13 protein-coding genes are annotated in these 16,972 nt (G+C 62.0%); 3 read left to right on the plus strand and 10 right to left on the minus strand.

Going from position 1 to position 16,972, the window contains the following annotated elements:
• Positions 1 to 14: 14 nt before the first annotated feature.
• Positions 15 to 893, minus strand: a complete 879-nt coding sequence (gene dapA, locus ACSVIK_RS12215) for a 4-hydroxy-tetrahydrodipicolinate synthase (RefSeq protein ID WP_268182618.1) — start codon at positions 891 to 893, stop codon at positions 15 to 17.
• Positions 894 to 1,095: 202 nt separating this feature from the next.
• Between dapA and ACSVIK_RS12220 the strand changes: the two genes are divergently transcribed.
• Both ACSVIK_RS12220 and ACSVIK_RS12225 read left to right on the plus strand, forming a co-directional pair.
• On the plus strand, positions 1,096 to 1,653 hold the full coding sequence (locus tag ACSVIK_RS12220) for a glycine cleavage system protein R (protein ID WP_442444584.1): 558 nt from the start codon (positions 1,096 to 1,098) through the stop codon (positions 1,651 to 1,653).
• A 191-nt stretch (positions 1,654 to 1,844) separates the two neighbouring features.
• The gene (locus tag ACSVIK_RS12225; protein ID WP_442444585.1) at positions 1,845 to 2,318 is read left to right on the plus strand and encodes a peroxiredoxin; all 474 of its coding nucleotides are present in this window, start codon (positions 1,845 to 1,847) and stop codon (positions 2,316 to 2,318) included.
• Positions 2,319 to 2,397: 79 nt separating this feature from the next.
• On the opposite strand, the gene ACSVIK_RS12230 is transcribed toward ACSVIK_RS12225, so the two are convergent.
• Positions 2,398 to 3,459, minus strand: coding sequence for an AI-2E family transporter (locus ACSVIK_RS12230; RefSeq protein ID WP_268182614.1), 1,062 nt, complete (start codon positions 3,457 to 3,459; stop codon positions 2,398 to 2,400).
• A gap of 45 nt (positions 3,460 to 3,504) precedes the next feature.
• On the minus strand, positions 3,505 to 3,744 hold the full coding sequence (locus tag ACSVIK_RS12235) for a sulfurtransferase TusA family protein (RefSeq protein WP_268182612.1): 240 nt from the start codon (positions 3,742 to 3,744) through the stop codon (positions 3,505 to 3,507).
• 253 nt (positions 3,745 to 3,997) lie between these two features.
• Here ACSVIK_RS12235 and ACSVIK_RS12240 point away from each other — a divergent pair, with 253 nt between their 5' ends.
• Positions 3,998 to 5,431, plus strand: a complete 1,434-nt coding sequence (locus tag ACSVIK_RS12240) for a M48 family metalloprotease (protein WP_442444586.1) — start codon at positions 3,998 to 4,000, stop codon at positions 5,429 to 5,431.
• Between the two features lie 64 nt (positions 5,432 to 5,495).
• On the opposite strand, the gene ACSVIK_RS12245 is transcribed toward ACSVIK_RS12240, so the two are convergent.
• From ACSVIK_RS12245 to ACSVIK_RS12275, 7 genes are all read right to left on the minus strand, one after another.
• Positions 5,496 to 7,850, minus strand: a complete 2,355-nt coding sequence (locus tag ACSVIK_RS12245) for an efflux RND transporter permease subunit (protein WP_442444587.1) — start codon at positions 7,848 to 7,850, stop codon at positions 5,496 to 5,498.
• 18 nt (positions 7,851 to 7,868) lie between these two features.
• The gene (locus ACSVIK_RS12250) at positions 7,869 to 8,963 is read right to left on the minus strand and encodes a WD40/YVTN/BNR-like repeat-containing protein (RefSeq protein ID WP_442444588.1); all 1,095 of its coding nucleotides are present in this window, start codon (positions 8,961 to 8,963) and stop codon (positions 7,869 to 7,871) included.
• Positions 8,964 to 9,155: 192 nt separating this feature from the next.
• Positions 9,156 to 10,526 (minus strand): DUF1329 domain-containing protein, encoded by a 1,371-nt coding sequence (locus tag ACSVIK_RS12255; protein ID WP_442444589.1) that lies wholly within the window; start codon positions 10,524 to 10,526, stop codon positions 9,156 to 9,158.
• Positions 10,527 to 10,591: 65 nt separating this feature from the next.
• A complete protein-coding gene (locus ACSVIK_RS12260) occupies positions 10,592 to 12,625 on the minus strand; it encodes a DUF1302 domain-containing protein (protein WP_442444590.1) in 2,034 nt (677 codons plus the stop codon).
• A 487-nt stretch (positions 12,626 to 13,112) separates the two neighbouring features.
• Positions 13,113 to 15,770, minus strand: a complete 2,658-nt coding sequence (gene pepN / locus ACSVIK_RS12265) for an aminopeptidase N (RefSeq protein WP_442444591.1) — start codon at positions 15,768 to 15,770, stop codon at positions 13,113 to 13,115.
• A gap of 56 nt (positions 15,771 to 15,826) precedes the next feature.
• A complete protein-coding gene (locus tag ACSVIK_RS12270) occupies positions 15,827 to 16,663 on the minus strand; it encodes a DUF2797 domain-containing protein (protein WP_442444641.1) in 837 nt (278 codons plus the stop codon).
• On the minus strand, positions 16,660 to 16,923 hold the full coding sequence (locus ACSVIK_RS12275; protein WP_268182601.1) for a YeaC family protein: 264 nt from the start codon (positions 16,921 to 16,923) through the stop codon (positions 16,660 to 16,662). Before ACSVIK_RS12275 ends, ACSVIK_RS12270 begins: the two co-directional genes overlap by 4 nt.
• Between the last annotated feature and the right edge of the window lie 49 nt (positions 16,924 to 16,972).

The following is a 16,972-nucleotide window of genomic DNA, read 5'->3' on the forward strand; positions in this document are numbered from 1 at the left end:
TAGAATCCTTAGGGTTAAGCCAATACACCGCACTGGCGCATGGCCTGGCGCAGCGGTTCATGACAACGCGGGCTGAGCCAGGTCAGCGGCAGGCGGATGCCGTCACCCATCATGCCCATTTCATGCAGAGCCCACTTCACCGGAATCGGATTGGATTCGATGAACAGCGCCTTGTGCAGGGGCATCAGGCGGTCGTTGATGGCGCGGGCGATGGCAGCTTCGCCACGCATGGCGGCGGCGCACAGGTCGCTCATGGCGCGCGGCGCGACGTTGGCGGTCACGGAGATGTTGCCCTTGCCACCGAGCAGCATCAGTTCCACGGCGGTGGCGTCGTCACCGGAATAGACGAGGAAGTCCTTGCTCACGCGGTCGATGACGTCCTGAGCGCGCTGCAGGTCGCCAGTGGCTTCCTTGATGCCGATGATGTTGTCGATCTTGGCCAGCCGCTCGACGGTTTCCGGCAGCATGTCGCACACGGTGCGGCCCGGCACGTTGTAGAGGATCTGCGGGATGGCCACGGCTTCGGCAATGTGGCGGAAGTGCTGGTACAGGCCTTCCTGGGTCGGCTTGTTGTAGTAGGGGGTCACCAGCAGGCAGGCATCGGCGCCAACGTCCTGAGCAGCGCGGGTCAGCTCGACGGACTCACGGGTGGAGTTGCCGCCGGTACCGGCGATCACCGGGATACGCCCGGCCACCTGCTTGACCACGCGCTGGATCACTTCGATGTGCTCGGACACTTCCAGCGTGGCGGACTCACCCGTGGTGCCGACCGCGACGATGGCGTTGGTGCCCTCCTGCAGGTGGAAATCCACCAGTTTGCTCAGGGCATCCCAATCCAGATCCCCTTGCGCATCCATGGGCGTGACCAATGCCACCATGCTGCCCGCAATCATGCAACCACTCCTGCCGGAAAAATTGAGCCGTAATGGTACTGGCGCCTAGTGTCCGGCACAAGCAAGGATCAAGGGCTCGCGCTGCCTGCAGCATTCGCGCGCGGCCCGCGCCGCCATTCCCCTCGGCGGTGCTTTTGGTTACCCTGCTGCCTTTGGCCTGTGGCCCGAGCGCCCAGGCCGTTCACCGCTTTAGGAAGGCTGCATGTCCACCCCCGTCGTTCGCGAACAATTCCTGCTCATCAGTGCGCTTGGCCGCGATGCCATGAGCCTGACCAACGTGCTCAGCCGCGCTTGCCACGAGAACCGTTGCGCGGTGATCAGCACCCGCCTGAGCCGCCATGGCGAATACAGCGCACTGGTGCTGCAGGTGTCCGGTAGCTGGGATGCCCTGGCCCGCCTGGAGTCCGGCATGCCGGCACTGGCCAAGAAGCACGATTTCTCGGTCAACCTGATTCGCAGTGGCGCGGCCGAAGCGCGTCCGCAGGCGCTGCCCTACGTGGCTTACGTCAGCGCGGTGTACCGCCCGGACATTCTCAACGAGCTGTGCCAGTTCTTCCTCGACCATCGCGTCGAGCTGGAGAGCCTGACCTGCGACACCTACCAGGCCCCACAGACCGGCGGCACCATGCTCAACGCCACGCTGACCGTGACGCTGCCGGCCGGCACCCAGATCAGTTGGCTGCGCGATCAGTTCCTCGATTTTGCCGATGCCTTGAATCTGGATGCACTGATCGAACCCTGGCGCCCACAGAATCCCTGAGTGTGTATCTCGCGAGATCGCCGATAACCGCTAGGTTCTGTACGGAAAGTGCCTGCGCTCGGTGATGCTTCGTTAAAAACAGGTTCGGAATGCTCATTTACAGCTCGTAAACTCCGCGTCCTCACCTGTTTTTGCCTCGCCTGACCTTCGCTCGACGACTTTTCGTACAGAACCTAAATGAAGGAGTTTCCATGACCGTCGAACTCGACAAACCCGTTGCCGATTTCCAGGCTGTCGCCACCAGCGGCCAGCAGGTCAAGCTCTCCGAGCTGAAAGGCCAGCAGGTGGTGCTGTACTTCTACCCCAAGGACGCCACGCCCGGCTGCACCACCGAAGGCATGGACTTCAGCGCCCGCTTCGAGCAGTTCAAGGCGGCCAATACGCTGATCTTCGGTGTCTCCATGGACAGCCTGAAGAAGCACGAGAGCTTCAAGTGCAAGCAGGCCTTCCCCTTCGAGCTGATCAGCGACGAAGAGCACCAGCTTTGTGACCTGTTCGGCGTGTATCAACTGAAGAAGAACTACGGCAAGGAATACATGGGCATCGTGCGCAGCACTTTCCTCATCGACAAGGACGGCGTGCTGCGCGAGGAGTGGCGCAACATCAAGGTCGCCGGCCATGTCGACAAGGTGCTCGCCGCCGCCGAGGCGCTGAACAAGGGTTGAGCCCGCTTCACGCATGAAAAACGCCGCGCCTCCCGGGGAGGACGCGGCGTTTTTAGTTTGTGTAGGCCCCGGCTAGGTGCTAGACGGGCTCCGGCTCGATTCTCGGCCAGGCGTTGATCACCGCCTTGAACAGGGTGGCCAGGGGAATGGCGAAGAACACGCCCCAGAAGCCCCACAGGCCGCCGAACAGCAGCACCGCGCAGATGATCGCCACCGGGTGCAGGTTGACCGCCTCGGAGAACAGCAGCGGCACCAGCACGTTGCCATCGAGCGCCTGGATGATGCCGTAGACGATCATCAGGTAGATGAACTGGTCGCTCCAGCCCCACTGGAACAGGCCGATCAGGGCCACCGGCACGGTCACCACCACCGCGCCGATGTAGGGCACCACTACCGAAAGCCCCACCAGTAACGCCAGCAGCGCGGCGTAGTTGAGCCCCAGATAGGCGAAGGCGATATAGGTGACCACGCCACAGATGATGATCTCGATGAACTTGCCACGAATGTAATTGGCGATCTGCTGGTTCATTTCCTGCGACACCTGGGTGATCAGTGCCCGCTCGCGCGGCAGGTAGCCGCGGAACCAGCTACCGATCAGCTCGCGATCCTTGAGGAAGAAGAACACCAGGATCGGCACCAGCACCAGATAGATCATCAGGCTGACCAGCATCGGCAGGCTGGAAAGGGAGAAGGACAAGGCCCACTGGCCGAACTTGCCCACCTCACCGCGCATGCTTTCGATCAGTTGCAGCACCTGGGCATCGCTGATCAGGTGGGGATAACGCTCCGGCAGCAGCAGGAGCAGCGCCTGCCATTCGACGACCATGCGCGGCAGTTCGTTGAACAGGGTACTGAGCTGCTGCCAGAGCAACGGCATCAGCACCAGCATGAACACCACCAGTGCCCCCATGAACAGGGTGAACACCAGCCAGACGGCCAAAGTCTGCGGCACCTTGAGGCGCTCCAGGCCATTGACCAGCCCCTGCATCAGGAAGGCCAGCACCAGCCCGGTCAGCACCGGCGCCAGCATGCCGCCGAGCGTCAGCACCACGGCGAAGCCGAGCACCAGCAATACCGCCAACACCACCGCCTGCTCATCGGAGAAGTAACGGTGCACCCAATCCTGCAAAACCTTGAACATCAGCAATCCTTCAAAGAAACCTTGGCTCGATACGAACCCTCGCCATCAGGCTTTGCGCAACCAGTAGCGGTAGACGCCCTCGCCCACCTCTTCATGCAGCAGCGCGTGGCCGGCCAGGCTGGCAAAGGCGCGAAAGTCGCGCTGCGATCCCGCATCGGTGGCGGTGACCTTGAGCACCGCGCCACTGCTCAGGCGGTTGAGTTCGAGCTTGGCCTTGAGCAGTGGCAGGGGGCAATTGAGCCCAGAGGCGTCAAGTTCGACATCGAACTCAGGTACATCAGTCATCGTCTACTCCAACAAAGACGGCTAGCAGGCCGTTGGAAAACGTAGACGAGGCAGGCAAGACAAGGCAAAAACGGCCGAAAAAGCGCAGTTTACGTGCTGTAAATGAGCATTTTGAGGCTGTTTTTAACGCAGTATTGCCAACGCAGGTAGTTTTCCACGGCCTGCTAGGATACCGAACGCCTTCGATCCCTGGCCAGCACGACACCCAGCCAGCTACAGTAAGCCCATTTCGCCAGCCAAGAGCTTCAGTTGCATGACTTTTCTGCGCCCTACCCTGTTGACGCTCGCCTGCCTCTTCGCCGCCCACACCGGGGCCAACGATCTGCCTTCGCTCGGCGACTCCAGCTCGGCCATCGTCTCGCCGCAGCAGGAGCACCTGCTGGGCCGCGCCTGGCTGGCTCTGCTGCGCGGCCAGGTCGCCCAGCTCGACGACCCGCTGCTCAAGGATTTCGTCGAAAGCAGCGTCTATCGCCTGGCGGAAACCAGCCAGGTGCAGGATCGACGCCTGGAGTTCATCCTGCTCGACAGTCCGCAGATCAACGCCTTCGCCGCCCCGGGCGGGATCATCGGCGTCAATGGCGGCCTGTTTCTCTACGCCCAGACCGAGGCCGAATACGCCTCGGTGATGGCGCACGAACTGGCGCACTTGTCGCAGCGCCACTTCGCCCGTGGCCTGGAGGCGCAGCAACGCATGCAGCTACCGTTGATGGCGGCGATGCTCGCCGGCATCGTCGCGGCCGCCGCCGGTGCCGGTGATGCCGGCATGGCCACCATCTTCTCCGCCCAGGCAGCGGCGATCCAGGAGCAACGGCGCTTTTCCCGGCAGAACGAGCAGGAGGCCGACCGTATCGGCCTGCTCAACCTGGAGCGCGCCGGCTACGACCCACGGGCCATGCCGAGCATGTTCGAGCGCCTGATGCGTCAGTACCGCTACGACGCCAAGCCACCGGAATTCCTGCTCACGCACCCGGTGTCGGAGTCGCGTATCGCCGACACCCGCAACCGCGCCGAGCAGTATCCGGCCAAGGGCGTGGAAGACAGCCTGCGCTATCAACTGATGCGCGCCCGCGTGCAACTGTTCTACGAGGAAACCCCAGGCGTTGCCGCCAAGCGCTTCCGCGCGATGCTCGACGAGAATCCCAAGCTCGACGCCGCGCGTTATGGCCTGGCCCTGGCACAGATGAAGAGCGGCCAGCTGAACGAGGCGCGGCAGACCCTGCAACCGCTGCTCAAGAGCGACCCGAGCGAGCTCATCTACAACCTGGCACAGATCGAGCTGGACATGGCGCAGAACAGCCTGGACGAAGCCCAGCGCCGACAAACCCGCATGTTCACCCTCTACCCCAGCAGTTATCCGCTGCAGCAGGCGCGCGTCAATCTGCTGCTCAAGCAGCGCCGCATTCAGGATGCCGAACGCGCCCTGGACGAGCTGGTGAAGGTGCGCGACAAGGATCCCGACGTCTGGTACCAGGTGGCCGAGGTGCGTGGCCTGAGCGGCAATACCATCGGCCTGCACCAAGCCCGCGCCGAGTACTTCGCCCTGGTCGGCGATTACAAGCAGGCCCTGGAGCAACTGGATTTCGCCAAGCGCCGCGCCGCCAACAACTTCCAGTTGGCCTCGCGTCTCGATGCCCGTCAGCGTGAGCTGGAGGATGAGAAGCGTATGGTCGACGAGATGCTGCGCTGATTCACTGAACCGGAAACGAAAAACCGCGGCCAAGGCCGCGGTTTTTCGTTCTGCATGCCGCCTATCAGGCCTTGGCGCGCAGCTTCTCCGGGTTGATCAGGAAACGAGCCAGTGCCGGCAGCAGCCAGATCGCCCCGATCATGTTCCACAGGAACATGAAGGTGAGCATCAGGCCCATGTCGGCCTGGAACTTGATCGCCGAGAAGATCCAGGTGGCGACGCCGATGGCCAGGCACACGCCGGTGAACAGCACTGCCTTGCCGGTGGACTTGAGCGTCTCGTAATAGGCGTCCTGCAGCGACAGGCCCTGGCGCAGGTAGGTCTCCAGGCGGCTGTAGATGTAGATGCCGTAGTCCACACCGATGCCCACGCCCAGGGCGATTACCGGCAGGGTGGCGACCTTGACGCCGATGCCCATGAAGGCCATCAGGGCGTTGCCCAGTACCGAAGTCAGCACCAGCGGCAGGATCACGCACAGCGTCGCTGCCAGCGAACGGAAGGTCAGCAGGCACATGATGCTCACCGCGGCATACACGGCGATCAGCATGGTGTCTTCCGAGGCCGCGATCACTTCATTGGTGGCCGCTTCGATACCGGCATTACCGGCCGCCAGCACCACTTGCAGGCCGTCCTTGTTGTGCTCTTTGGCGAAGGCTTCGGCGGCCGCCACGACGCGCGACAGGGTCTCGGCCTTGTGATCCTCGAGGAACACCAGCACCGGTGCCACCGAGCAGTCGGAGTTGTACAAGCCATCGGCGCGGGCGATGGAGTTGTTCAGCACGTCCTGGTTGCGCGACAGGGTTTCCCATTTCAGGTTGCCCTCGTTCATGCCCTTGATCACCTGCTTGGACACGGTGACCATGGAAATCGCCGACTGCACGCCCTCGGTGTTCTCCATCTGCCACATCAGCTCGTCCATGGCCGACAGCGCTTCGTAGGTGGAGCAGCGCTCGGTGGCGGTCTTGATCATCACCACCAGCACGTCGGAGCTGGTCGAGTAGTTGCGGATGACGAAGTCGTTGTCGAGGTTGTAGCGCGAATCCGGATGCAGCTCCGGCGCGCCCTGGTCGAGGTCACCGATTTTCAGGTTCTGCCCGTACCAGACACCACCAGCCAGCATCACCAGGGCGATCACCACGGAAATCGGCGCCACCATCGGGTGGGCGAAATTGGCAATCGCACGCCACAACGGGTGTTCGCGGTTGGCCTCCTCACGGCTGATCTTCACCGCCTTCTGGCTGATGCCGATGTAGGAGATCATCACCGGCAGCAGGATCAGGTTGGTGAGGATGATCACCGCCACGCCCATCGAGGCGCCGATGGCCAGTTCACGGATGACGCCAATGTCGATCAGCAACAGGGTGACGAAACCCACCGCATCGGACAGCAGTGCCACCAGGCCAGGAATGAACAATTGGCGGAAGGCCATGCGCGCCGCCGACAGGGCATCGGACGCCTCGCCCGAGGCCATGGCGATGCCGTTGATCTTCTGCACGCCATGGGAAATGCCGATGGCGAATACCAGGAACGGCACCAGCATCGAGTAGGGGTCGAGACCGAAGCCCAGGGTATGCAGCAGACCGAGCTGCCAGACCACCGCGATTAGCGTTGTGATCACCACCGCCATGGCGCTCTTGAAGCAGCGGGTGAACCACAGCAGGAGGACGAAGGTGATGCCGATGGCCACGGCGAAGAACAGTGCCACGCCGACCAGGCCATCGATCAGGTCACCGACCTTCTTGGCGAAGCCGATGATGTGCACCTTGACGTTGGGATTCTGCGCCTCGAACTTGTCGCGAATCTTCTCTTCCAGCTCGTGGGAGAACTTCTGGTAGTCGAGCTTGATCAGCTTGCCCTGGTCGTTCGGGTCCGGATAGGACTCCAGCAACGGCACGTCGATGATGCTCGACTTGAAGTTGTTGGCCACAAGGCGACCGACCTGCCCGGACTTGAGAATGTTGTTGCGCAGCTCTTCCAGGCTTTCTTCGGAGCCGTCGTAGGTCTGCGGAATCACCTCGCCACCGGCGAAGCCCTCTTCGGTCACTTCGGTCCAGCGCACGCTGGGGCTCCACAGCGACTTGAGGCCGGAACGGTCGACGCCAGGGATGTAGAAGACTTCGTCGTTGATCTGGCGCAGCGTTTCCATGTAGGACTTGCTGAAGATGTCGCCGTCGACGGCCTCCACCGAGATGCGCACCGTGTTGCCCAGGTTGGCCAGGTCGTTACGGTGTTCCAGCATCTTCTGGATGTAGGGGTGGCCCAGCGGGATCATCTTCTCGAAGCTGGTCTGCGGGCGAACCTGCGCGGCCTGGTAGAACAGGAACACGCTGATCAGCAGGCAGATCAGGATAACGGCGGGACGATTGTTGAAGATGAGCCGCTCGAGGAAAGAAGCGGGCTTTTGTTGATGCGTGGTCATGCCAAGGCTCCCGGCTCGTTATTGTTGGCTCAGATCAGCGCCGGTAGGCGCGGCGAGGTGCACACCGCCCTGCCCGACCAGAACCAGGTTGCCATTATTCAGTGCTGCGACCCCGGCCAGTGACAGGCGATCGGGGCGATTGACCAGCGCGAAACTCTGCCCGTGGTCAGTGCTGCGCAGTACCGTACCGCCGTGGCCGACGACCACGATATCGCCATTGGGCAGCAGGGTGGCATCCGCCAGCCCGAACTCCAAGGGGTCGTTATGCGCCGTGTTGAGCTCGATGCGCTGCCAACTGGTGCCGAAATCGGTGGAACGGAACAGGTGCCCGCGCAGACCGTAGACCAGCAGGGTGCCACTCTGACCAGTGCCCAGGGCGCCGAACAGCGAGCCCTCGTATGGCGGCTCGGCGATGCGTTCCCAGGTCTGCCCCCAGTCAGCGGAACGGAACATCTGCCCCAGTTCGCCGACGATGAACAGGCCGGAGTCCTTCACCGCCGTGATGGCGTTGAGGTGGTAGGCATCCTCGTTGTCCAGGCGGTCGCTGACGTCTTCCCAGTGCTGGCCACCGTCGGTGGTCTCCAGCAGGGCACCATAGGCGCCGACGGCAAAGCCGGTCTGGGTGTCCTTGAACCAGACATCCAGCAGCGGCGCCTCACGCTCGAGATCCTCGAACTGCTTGGTCCAGGTGGTGCCACCGTCATGGGTGACCAGAATCTGCGCATCATGCCCCACGACCCAGCCGTTGCGCTCATCGACGAAGAACAGGGAGGTCAGTAGCTGCCGGGTAGGTACCTTGGCCTGCTGCCAGCTTTGCCCCTGATCGTCGGAATAGAGAATATGGCCGCGATCACCGACGGCGACCAGGCGCTTGCCCGTGTTGACCACGTCGAGCAACAGGCTGTGTACCGCCTTGGGTGACTCGATGGCGTAGACGGCATCGGCTGCGGCCGTGGTCTCGGCCTGCGAGGGTGCGGCGGCGAAAGCCAGAATGGAAAGCACACTGCACAGCGAGAGCGCTTTAGCCAGCGGCGAATGGACACGGAGCGCCAATTTGCGCGCCTGCTTGGGCGCCAGATCGGACTGGGTGCGCCGCATGACGGGCTCACTCATATACCTTCCCCCTTTCTTGTTATAGGCGGTACTACTGATTCCGCCCATCCTAGCGAGCTTCGGAAAGCCCTGACAATTGGCGCGACGTTATGTTTTGTTAAGGCAAAACCCGCGTTATAGAAGCCTATTTGCCAAGCTGATACGAAAAGGCCGCTACTACTGTAGCGGCCTTCGCTTGAGGCTACACGACTATTATCGAGTGCCGCGACGACGCAGGGCGGCCGGCTTGAAGTAGCCATCGTCCGGGATCGGCTGGCTGAAGTCGATGGTGTTGCTCTCTTCGTTGTCCAGGTTCTGCACGTGGTAACGGCGTGCTTGCAGATCGTGGAAGACGTCCAGCGCGCTCCAGGTGGTCGGCAGATCGTAGTAGTTCTTCAGGTAAGCGACCGATACGCGCCACAGATCGCCACGGCCGTCGTACTGATCCACCACGGCTGCTTGCCAGCTATCCTCGTCGAGGTACAGGGTGCGCTTGGAGTAGATGTGACGGGCGCCCGGCTTGAGCGTGCCCTCCACCACCCAGACGCGATGCAGTTCGTTGCGGGTGTAGGCCGGGTTGAGATGGCCGACCTTGAGCAGATCCTCGTACTTAACCTCAGGGCTGGTGACCTTGTAGTTGTTGTACGGGATGTAGATTTCCTTCTTGCCCAAAAGCTTCCAGTCGTAGCGATCCGGCGCGCCGTTGAACATGTCGGTATCGTCGGCGGTACGCAGGCCGTCGGCAGCGGCGATCGGGGTGTCGTAGGCCAGGTTCGGTGCGCGGCGCACGCGGCGCTGACCGGAGTTGTAGCCCCAGGCCTGACGCGGTTCCTTGACCTGATCCAGGGTTTCATGAACCAGGGTCGCGCCACCGGCCAGGCGCGCCGGGCTGGTGGTGAACGACAGGTAATAGAACATGATGTTGTTCAGGTCGGCGAAGGAGCCATTCTTCAGGTAGTACTTGAACAGCGCTTCCTGCTGCGAGGTCACCAGCGAATAGGCGCCATTGCGCTGTACGGCCACTTCCGAGGCGCGGCGCACGATGTAGGTACCGCGGTAACGGGCGATGTGGTTCCACAGCGCCTCGACACCGCTCTGCGGAATCGGGAAGGGAATGCCGCCATAGGCATCGACGAAACCGTTGCCGCCGCCCACCAGCTTGGCGGTGGTGGCGTTCTTGACGGTGTTGTCATAGACCCACTGCGGCGCCGAACCGGAGCGACGGGTCTGATACACCGGCATCTGGTAGGTGTCCGGGTAGGCCTTGAACAGAGCGATCTGACCCGGAGTCAGGTTGGCTTCGTACTGGCTCAGGTTGGCGGCGGTGATGGTGAACAGCGGCTTGTCTTCCGGGAACGGATCGACATGGTGCTGGCCAGAACGGGTGTAACCGGCCGGCGCCTGGGTGATGCCACCGGTCCAGGCCGGGATGGTGCCAGCCGCGTTACCGGCCTTCTCGGCGCCGAACGGGGTCAGGGTGGTGCCGAGTTTCGCGGCTTCCTGCGAGGAAACGGCTGCCACTGCGCTACCGGCGGAAAACGCCAGGGCAACGGCGAGCGCCATGAGCCTGTGCTTGATCAGCATGGTATTTCTCCGTGAAGAATCTGGCCGGACGCCCGCTGGCGTCCGGCAGGTTTCGGGTTATAGGCTTAGAAGGAGTACTTGACGTTGACGCCGATATTGTCGCGGTCACGCATCACGTTGTTCTGCCCGGCGCCATAGAACTCGGTGTACTGGATTTCCGCTTCCAGGCTGTTCAGGTAACTGGCGCGCAGACCGAGGGTGTAAGCCTTGCGGCCTTCGATGAAGTTACCGGTCTGGTGCGAGTTGCCCTCGAAGTCATGCTTGAACACGGCGAAAGGCGACAGGTTGACCCCGGCGTACACGTCGTTCCAGGTACCCGACATCATCAGGGTGTAACCGTAGGCGTTCTTGTTGACCTGATCGTCGCGGTCGTAGCCAGAGATGTAAGAGCCGTTGCCGCGACCGGCGTAGTAACGGTTACCCGTCGGCGAGCTGTACTGCAGGCTGTCGCCACGCAGGTGCTCGGAAGCCAGCTCGGCGATACCGAACAGCGAGTCGAAGCTCATGGTCGGGCCGAAGTTGTAGATGGTGCCCAGCGAGGTGTTGAAGGCTTCGACGCGGGTGTAGTTGTGGATCTGGTCACCCAGTTGCACCTGCTTACCGCCGATGTTGACCACCTGACCGCTCGCCAGCTGCGGTGCCTGGGTCAACAGGTCACCCAGCAGGTCGTTGGTGGCAGCGATACCGATGGGCAGGTTGGGACGATAGGACAGCTCACCGAATACCGAGGCACTGCCGATGGTGGTATTGAAGCTCATGCCGTACATGCGGACGTCTTCGGCATATTCGCGGCGGGCGTTGACCTGGTTGGCAACGTCGATGGTGGCGATACCGCCTGTTGCGCTAGTAACAGCGCTAGTCAACGCATTTGAATATGCAGTCGCCAATGCGGGGTTAAGCGCAGGGTTCGCCAAAACGGCTTGCAATGTAGCAACCGACACACCCGCCTGAGCTGCCACGGCTTGCTGCACTTGGGGGGTCAATGCCCCCTGAACCTGCCCCGAAATCGCGGCGAGATCAAGCCCTGTATATGCGCCTAGATCGGCATAGATGGTCGGTTCCTTGGCGTGATAATTCACGAAGTAGAAACCGAACTCGGTGGAATTCAGCTCTTCGGCGATATAGCGGAAAGCCACACCGAACTGGCCATCGTTCTTGGCATTGATATCCGGGCCAATGCTGGCAACCTTGATGTTGCCATTGGCATCGACGGTACGCCCACCTTGCAGCCTGCCTACGCCGCCAGCGCTGAGCCCGGAGTACAAGCCCGCCAAGGGGGTCAATCGAGGCTGAGTGGAATAAGCCGTATTGCCTCCATCCGCAAACAGATCGGTCTCGGAGAAATAGGTGCCCACCGGGTCGATGGCCGATTCCTTCCAGTTGAACTGGTAGAAGGTTTCCATCGACAGGTTGTCGGTCAGGCCGATGTTGAAGCTCAGCGCCTCGACCGGCACCAGCACTTCCTTCACTTCCGAACCGGGCAGGCGGAACTTGGCGGCGTCCACCGGGTTGGTGGTGTTGATGCCACCGCGATAGAACAGGCCTTCACCCCAGTTGAACACCTGACGACCAAAGCGGCCGGTGACCGGCATGTCGGCCACGTCCCAGTCGCCATAGACATAGGCATCGAGGATCTGCGCGTCACGCCCGGCCTTGTGGCGGGTCTCGTAGGTGAAGCTGTTGTCGCGCGGGAAGCTCTGGCTCGGCTGGGCCGGCGAGTTGGCGTCGTAGTAGTCGTTGCGCTTGTCCATGATCTGGGTGTCATAGAACGCCGTGCCGCGGACGAACAAGCCGTAGTTCTGGTAGGACATGCCCAGATCGGAGGTGACCTTGAACACTTCGGATACCAGGCCGGTATCGAAGTTACGGTTACCGTCGTTGGTGTTGATGTCGTCGTTGGTCTTGTCGCGGCCCTGTACGCGCCACAACTGGCCGTAGGACACCGTGGTATCGATGGAACCGCTGACCTCGTTGTCGGCGAAGCTGAACTCCACCGCCTGGGCCTGGGCCGCTACCAGCAGCGGCAACACACCAGCGAAAGCAAAACCGGCCGTGGCCGGTGCGAAACGTAGAAGGGGTTTACGGGACGTGATTTCCATCGAGACATTACTCCTCGGGTAGTTCTTCTTGTTGGCCCTAGATCAGCGGGCACCTGTTCACCGCACTGCGGCGGTTTGAACGATCAAACTCATTGTTTTCGTCTGGCAGACCCGTCAGGTACTCCAGCTCATGCGCGCCTGGCGCTGCAACCATGATGCCAAATCAAACGCTTGTCCAAAACCTCATGAACCGCTCAAGCATGGTACTTGCAAGCGCAAAATCTGACTGATCATTCACTGATCAATATGCCGGTTTACAGCGCCTGGCCACCTGATCCTGTCCTACGATCCGACATCTTTCGCGCCGCGACTCACTCTTTGGCGTGATTCACGACCATGAGAAATGCACAGGGTCAAGCAAAACACCCCAACCTTAATTCGGGCAGGCACTTTCAAGACAGCGACTTATTCGATTCAGTAACAAAAAAGTGTTACCAGACCGAGTCAGGTAACACTTTCTGGTCTTGCGGCGCAGAACGAAGCCGACTCAGGCCAGGCTCTTGCTTACCACTTCGTAGACATCGCTAGACAGCTCGCCAGAAGCCAGTATGCGTTCCAGCTCGGCCTTCATCAGCGCCTGGCGGGCCGGGCCGTACTTGCGCCAGCGGGTCAACGGCGCCAGCAGGCGCGAGGCGATCTGCGGGTTGAGCGCGTTGAGGGTGATCACCTGATCGGCGAGGAAGCGGTAGCCCGAACCGTCGGCCTGATGAAAGTTGACCAGGTTCTGGTTGGCGAAGGCACCGATCAGCGCGCGCACCTTGTTCGGGTTCTTCAGGGTGAAGGCCTCGTGCTGCATCAGCGCCTGCACACGCTGCAGGCCACCGGGCAGCGGGCAGCCGGCCTGCACGCTGAACCACTGATCCATGACCAGGGCGTCATCCTTGAAGAAGTCGGCGAACATGGCCAGGGCCTTGCCCTGCTCTTCCTGGAACGGCGAGTTGACCAACACGGCCAGAGCAGACAGGCGCTCGGTCATGTTGTCGGCCTTCTCGAATTGCTCGACGCAGGCCGCCAGCACCTCGAGCTTCTCGCTGAGCATCAGATAGGACAGGGCGATGTTCTGCAGGCTGCGGCGGGCAAAGTGCGCCGCCTCGGCCACGTACGGCGTGGTTCTGGAGATTTCGCGGTTGGCCTGGTAGCGCGCCCACAGGGGAGCGAACAGCGCACTGGCCAGTTCCTGGCGGGCGAACTCGCGCGCGGCGTGGATGGCCTCGACATCGGCCACCTCGCTGATTTCGGTGAGATAGGCCTCGCCCGGCAGCGACAGCATCTCGGCAACCATGGCCTGATCCAGCGACTCGTCTTCGAGCAGGGTGCGCAACGCGGCGACCAGGCGCTGATCCAGCACCAGTGCCTCACCACGCTGATGCTGGCCGATCAGCTCCTGCAGCACCTGCACGGACAACTGCTGGCCGGCTTCCCAGCGGTTGAAGCCGTCCGAGTCGTGCTGCATGAGGAACATCAGTTGATCGCGGTCATAGGGGAAGCTCAGCTTGACCGGCGCGCTGAAGCCGCGCAGCAGCGACGGCAAGGGTTTCTCGGCGATGCCCTCGAAGGTAAAGGTCTGCTCGGCCTCGATTACCGACAGTACACGGTTGGTGCCTTGCGCGGCGCTCTCACCCTGCAGGCGCAGCGGCAGCTCATGGCCCTGGGCATCGAGCAGGCCGAGCGCCACCGGAATCACGAACGGCAGCTTGTCGTGCTGCCCTGGGGTGGCCGGGCAGCTCTGGCGGAAGGTCAGGCTGTAGGTCTGAGCAGCGGCGTCATAAGCCTCGCTGACCGCCAGGCGCGGCGTGCCAGCCTGGGTGTACCAGCGCTTGAACTGGGTCAGGTCGATGCCACTGGCATCTTCCATGGCCTTGACGAAGTCATCGCAGGTCACGGCCTGGCCGTCGTGGCGCTCGAAGTACAGATCCGAGCCCTTGCGGAACAGCTCCGGGCCGAGCAGGGTGTGGATCATGCGCAACACTTCGGCACCCTTCTCGTAGATGGTCAGGGTGTAGAAGTTGGAGATTTCCATGTACGCATCCGGGCGCACCGGGTGGGCCATGGGGCCTGCATCCTCGGCGAACTGATGGGTGCGCAGGTAGGCCACGTCCTCGATGCGCTTGACCACGCGCGAGTGGGTATCGGCGGAAAACTCGCTGTCGCGGAACACGGTGAAGCCTTCCTTGAGCGACAACTGGAACCAGTCGCGGCAGGTCACGCGGTTGCCCGACCAGTTGTGGAAGTACTCGTGCGCCACCACCGCCTCGACGCGCTGGTGGGCGGCATCGGTGGCGGTCTCGGCCTTGGCCAGCACGCAACTGGAGTTGAAGATGTTGAGGCCCTTGTTCTCCATGGCGCCCATGTTGAAATCGTTGACCGCGACGATCATGAAGATGTCCAGATCGTACTCGCGGCCATAGACCTCCTCGTCCCACTTCATCGAGCGCTTGAGGCTGTCCATGGCGTGCTGCACCTTGTCGATGTTCTCCGGCTCGACGTAGATGCGCAGCGCGACTTCACGCTGGCTCATGGTGGTGAAGCTGTCTTCCACACACCAGAGGTCGCCGGCGACCAGGGCGAAGAGGTAGGCCGGCTTCTTGAACGGATCCTCCCAGGTAGCCCAGTGCCGACCGCCCTCTTCCGAGCCACTGGCAATCGGGTTGCCGTTGGACAGCAGCACCGGGTAGGCATGCTGCTCGGCGCTGACCGTGGTGGTGAACTTGCTCATCACGTCCGGGCGGTCGAGGTAGAAGGTGATCTTGCGAAAGCCCTCGGCCTCGCACTGGGTGCAGAACATCTTGCCGGACTTGTACAGGCCTTCCAGCGCGGTGTTGCTCTCCGGGTGGATGCGCACGCTGCTGTCGACCACGAAGCGTTCCTGGGTCGGCTGCAGGGTCAGGTGGCTGTCGGTCAGGCTGTAATCACTCGCGCCCAGCTCGCGGTCGTCGAGCTTCAGTTCGAGCAGTTCCAGTTGCTGACCGTCGAGCACCAACGCGGGGAGACCAACGCCAGCTTCCGGGTTGCGCCGCATGACCAGTTGCGCGTGTACCAGACTGTGATCCTCGAACAGCTCGAAGGTCAGGTGGGTCTCGTCGATCAGGTAGTCGGGAACCTGATAGTCCTTGAGATAAATGGTCTTGGATTGTTCGGTGCGCATAAGGGGTGCCTCTTCGGGGCAGCGTCAAGCGGCAGGCTTGACGCTGCAAGTGGTGGTCAGGCGGCGATCTCGTGGATGGCCAACTGGTAGGCGGTGTACTTGCGGATATTGATCACGCCGGTATCGAACATCAGGTACTGGCCCTTGATACCGAGCAGGGTACCCTCGGCCAGGGGCTGCTTGTCCAGGTTGAAACTGCTGATCTTGGCCGGATAGGCGTCGATGGGATAGCAGATTTCCAGCACCTCGGCTGCGCTCAGCGGCTGGATGGCCTGCAGACCGAAGCGCTGCTGCAGCTCACTGATGCCCGCGCCGCAGCTGTCGAACAACTGCTCGCGAATCGCCAGCAGGTCGACTGGCGCGGCGTCGCCCTTGAGCAGTGCACGCCAGTTGGTCTTGTCCGCCACCTGGGTGCGCAGCAGATCCTCGACGAAGCCGGATTGCTGCCGGGTGGCCACGCGCAGGATCGGCAGTGCCTGAGTCGCGCCCTGGTCGATCCAGCGCGTCGGCACCTGGCTGGCGCGGGTGATGCCCACCTTCACGCCACTGGAGTTGGCCAGGTAGACGATATGATCGGTCATGCAGAACTGCTCGCCCCAGCTCGGCTCGCGGCAGGTGCCCTGGTGGTAATGGCACTTTTCCGGGCTCATGATGCATACATCGCACTGCGCCAGCTTCTGCATGCAGGGGTAGCAGTAGCCCTGGCTGAAGCTGGTCTTGGTCTTGCGCCCGCAGTGGCTGCAATGGATGGCGCCGAGGTATTCCAGGCGCAGGTGCTTGCCCACCAGCGGGTTGACCGGCACTTCTTCATCGCCCAGGCGGAAGGCGTACTGCACCGGCGCGTCCAGGTGCGCCTTCATCTTGCTCAGCGAGCCACGTCCCAGTTCCATCAGTGCAGGGTATCCGAAGAGGTGAACAGCAGGTTCGGCACCGGCTCGGATTTGGACTTGCACGCTTGCTCACCCATGTAGCCGGTGCGTTCTTCTTCCGGCAGATTCTGCATTTCCCAGGCGATCATCGCCTGCAGGCTCAGCTCCTTCTGCTCCTGGGTCAGTTTGCGACCATCGGGCCACTTGCCGATTTCCACGGCCAGCTTGAGGCTCTCGTAGATTTCCGGGGTGATGTTGTCGATGGCTTCGAGAAAGGACGACATGGAGGTCTCCAGATGAATCACAGGGCGGGCCAGGCCCGCCAGATTAGTC

This window comes from Pseudomonas sp. NCHU5216, assembly GCF_052156495.1.
Taxonomy (GTDB): domain Bacteria; phylum Pseudomonadota; class Gammaproteobacteria; order Pseudomonadales; family Pseudomonadaceae; genus Aquipseudomonas.

What these genes read in the sequence shown, in the direction of transcription:
- dapA (WP_268182618.1), bottom strand. Translation starts at nt 893, where the DNA reads ATGATTGCGGGCAGCATGGTGGCATTGGTCACGCCCATGGATGCGCAA.
- ACSVIK_RS12220 (WP_442444584.1), top strand. Translation starts at nt 1,096, where the DNA reads ATGTCCACCCCCGTCGTTCGCGAACAATTCCTGCTCATCAGTGCGCTT.
- ACSVIK_RS12225 (WP_442444585.1), top strand. Translation starts at nt 1,845, where the DNA reads ATGACCGTCGAACTCGACAAACCCGTTGCCGATTTCCAGGCTGTCGCC.
- ACSVIK_RS12230 (WP_268182614.1), bottom strand. Translation starts at nt 3,459, where the DNA reads ATGTTCAAGGTTTTGCAGGATTGGGTGCACCGTTACTTCTCCGATGAG.
- ACSVIK_RS12235 (WP_268182612.1), bottom strand. Translation starts at nt 3,744, where the DNA reads ATGACTGATGTACCTGAGTTCGATGTCGAACTTGACGCCTCTGGGCTC.
- ACSVIK_RS12240 (WP_442444586.1), top strand. Translation starts at nt 3,998, where the DNA reads ATGACTTTTCTGCGCCCTACCCTGTTGACGCTCGCCTGCCTCTTCGCC.
- ACSVIK_RS12245 (WP_442444587.1), bottom strand. Translation starts at nt 7,850, where the DNA reads ATGACCACGCATCAACAAAAGCCCGCTTCTTTCCTCGAGCGGCTCATC.
- ACSVIK_RS12250 (WP_442444588.1), bottom strand. Translation starts at nt 8,963, where the DNA reads ATGAGTGAGCCCGTCATGCGGCGCACCCAGTCCGATCTGGCGCCCAAG.
- ACSVIK_RS12255 (WP_442444589.1), bottom strand. Translation starts at nt 10,526, where the DNA reads ATGCTGATCAAGCACAGGCTCATGGCGCTCGCCGTTGCCCTGGCGTTT.
- ACSVIK_RS12260 (WP_442444590.1), bottom strand. Translation starts at nt 12,625, where the DNA reads ATGGAAATCACGTCCCGTAAACCCCTTCTACGTTTCGCACCGGCCACG.
- pepN (WP_442444591.1), bottom strand. Translation starts at nt 15,770, where the DNA reads ATGCGCACCGAACAATCCAAGACCATTTATCTCAAGGACTATCAGGTT.
- ACSVIK_RS12275 (WP_268182601.1), bottom strand. Translation starts at nt 16,923, where the DNA reads ATGTCGTCCTTTCTCGAAGCCATCGACAACATCACCCCGGAAATCTAC.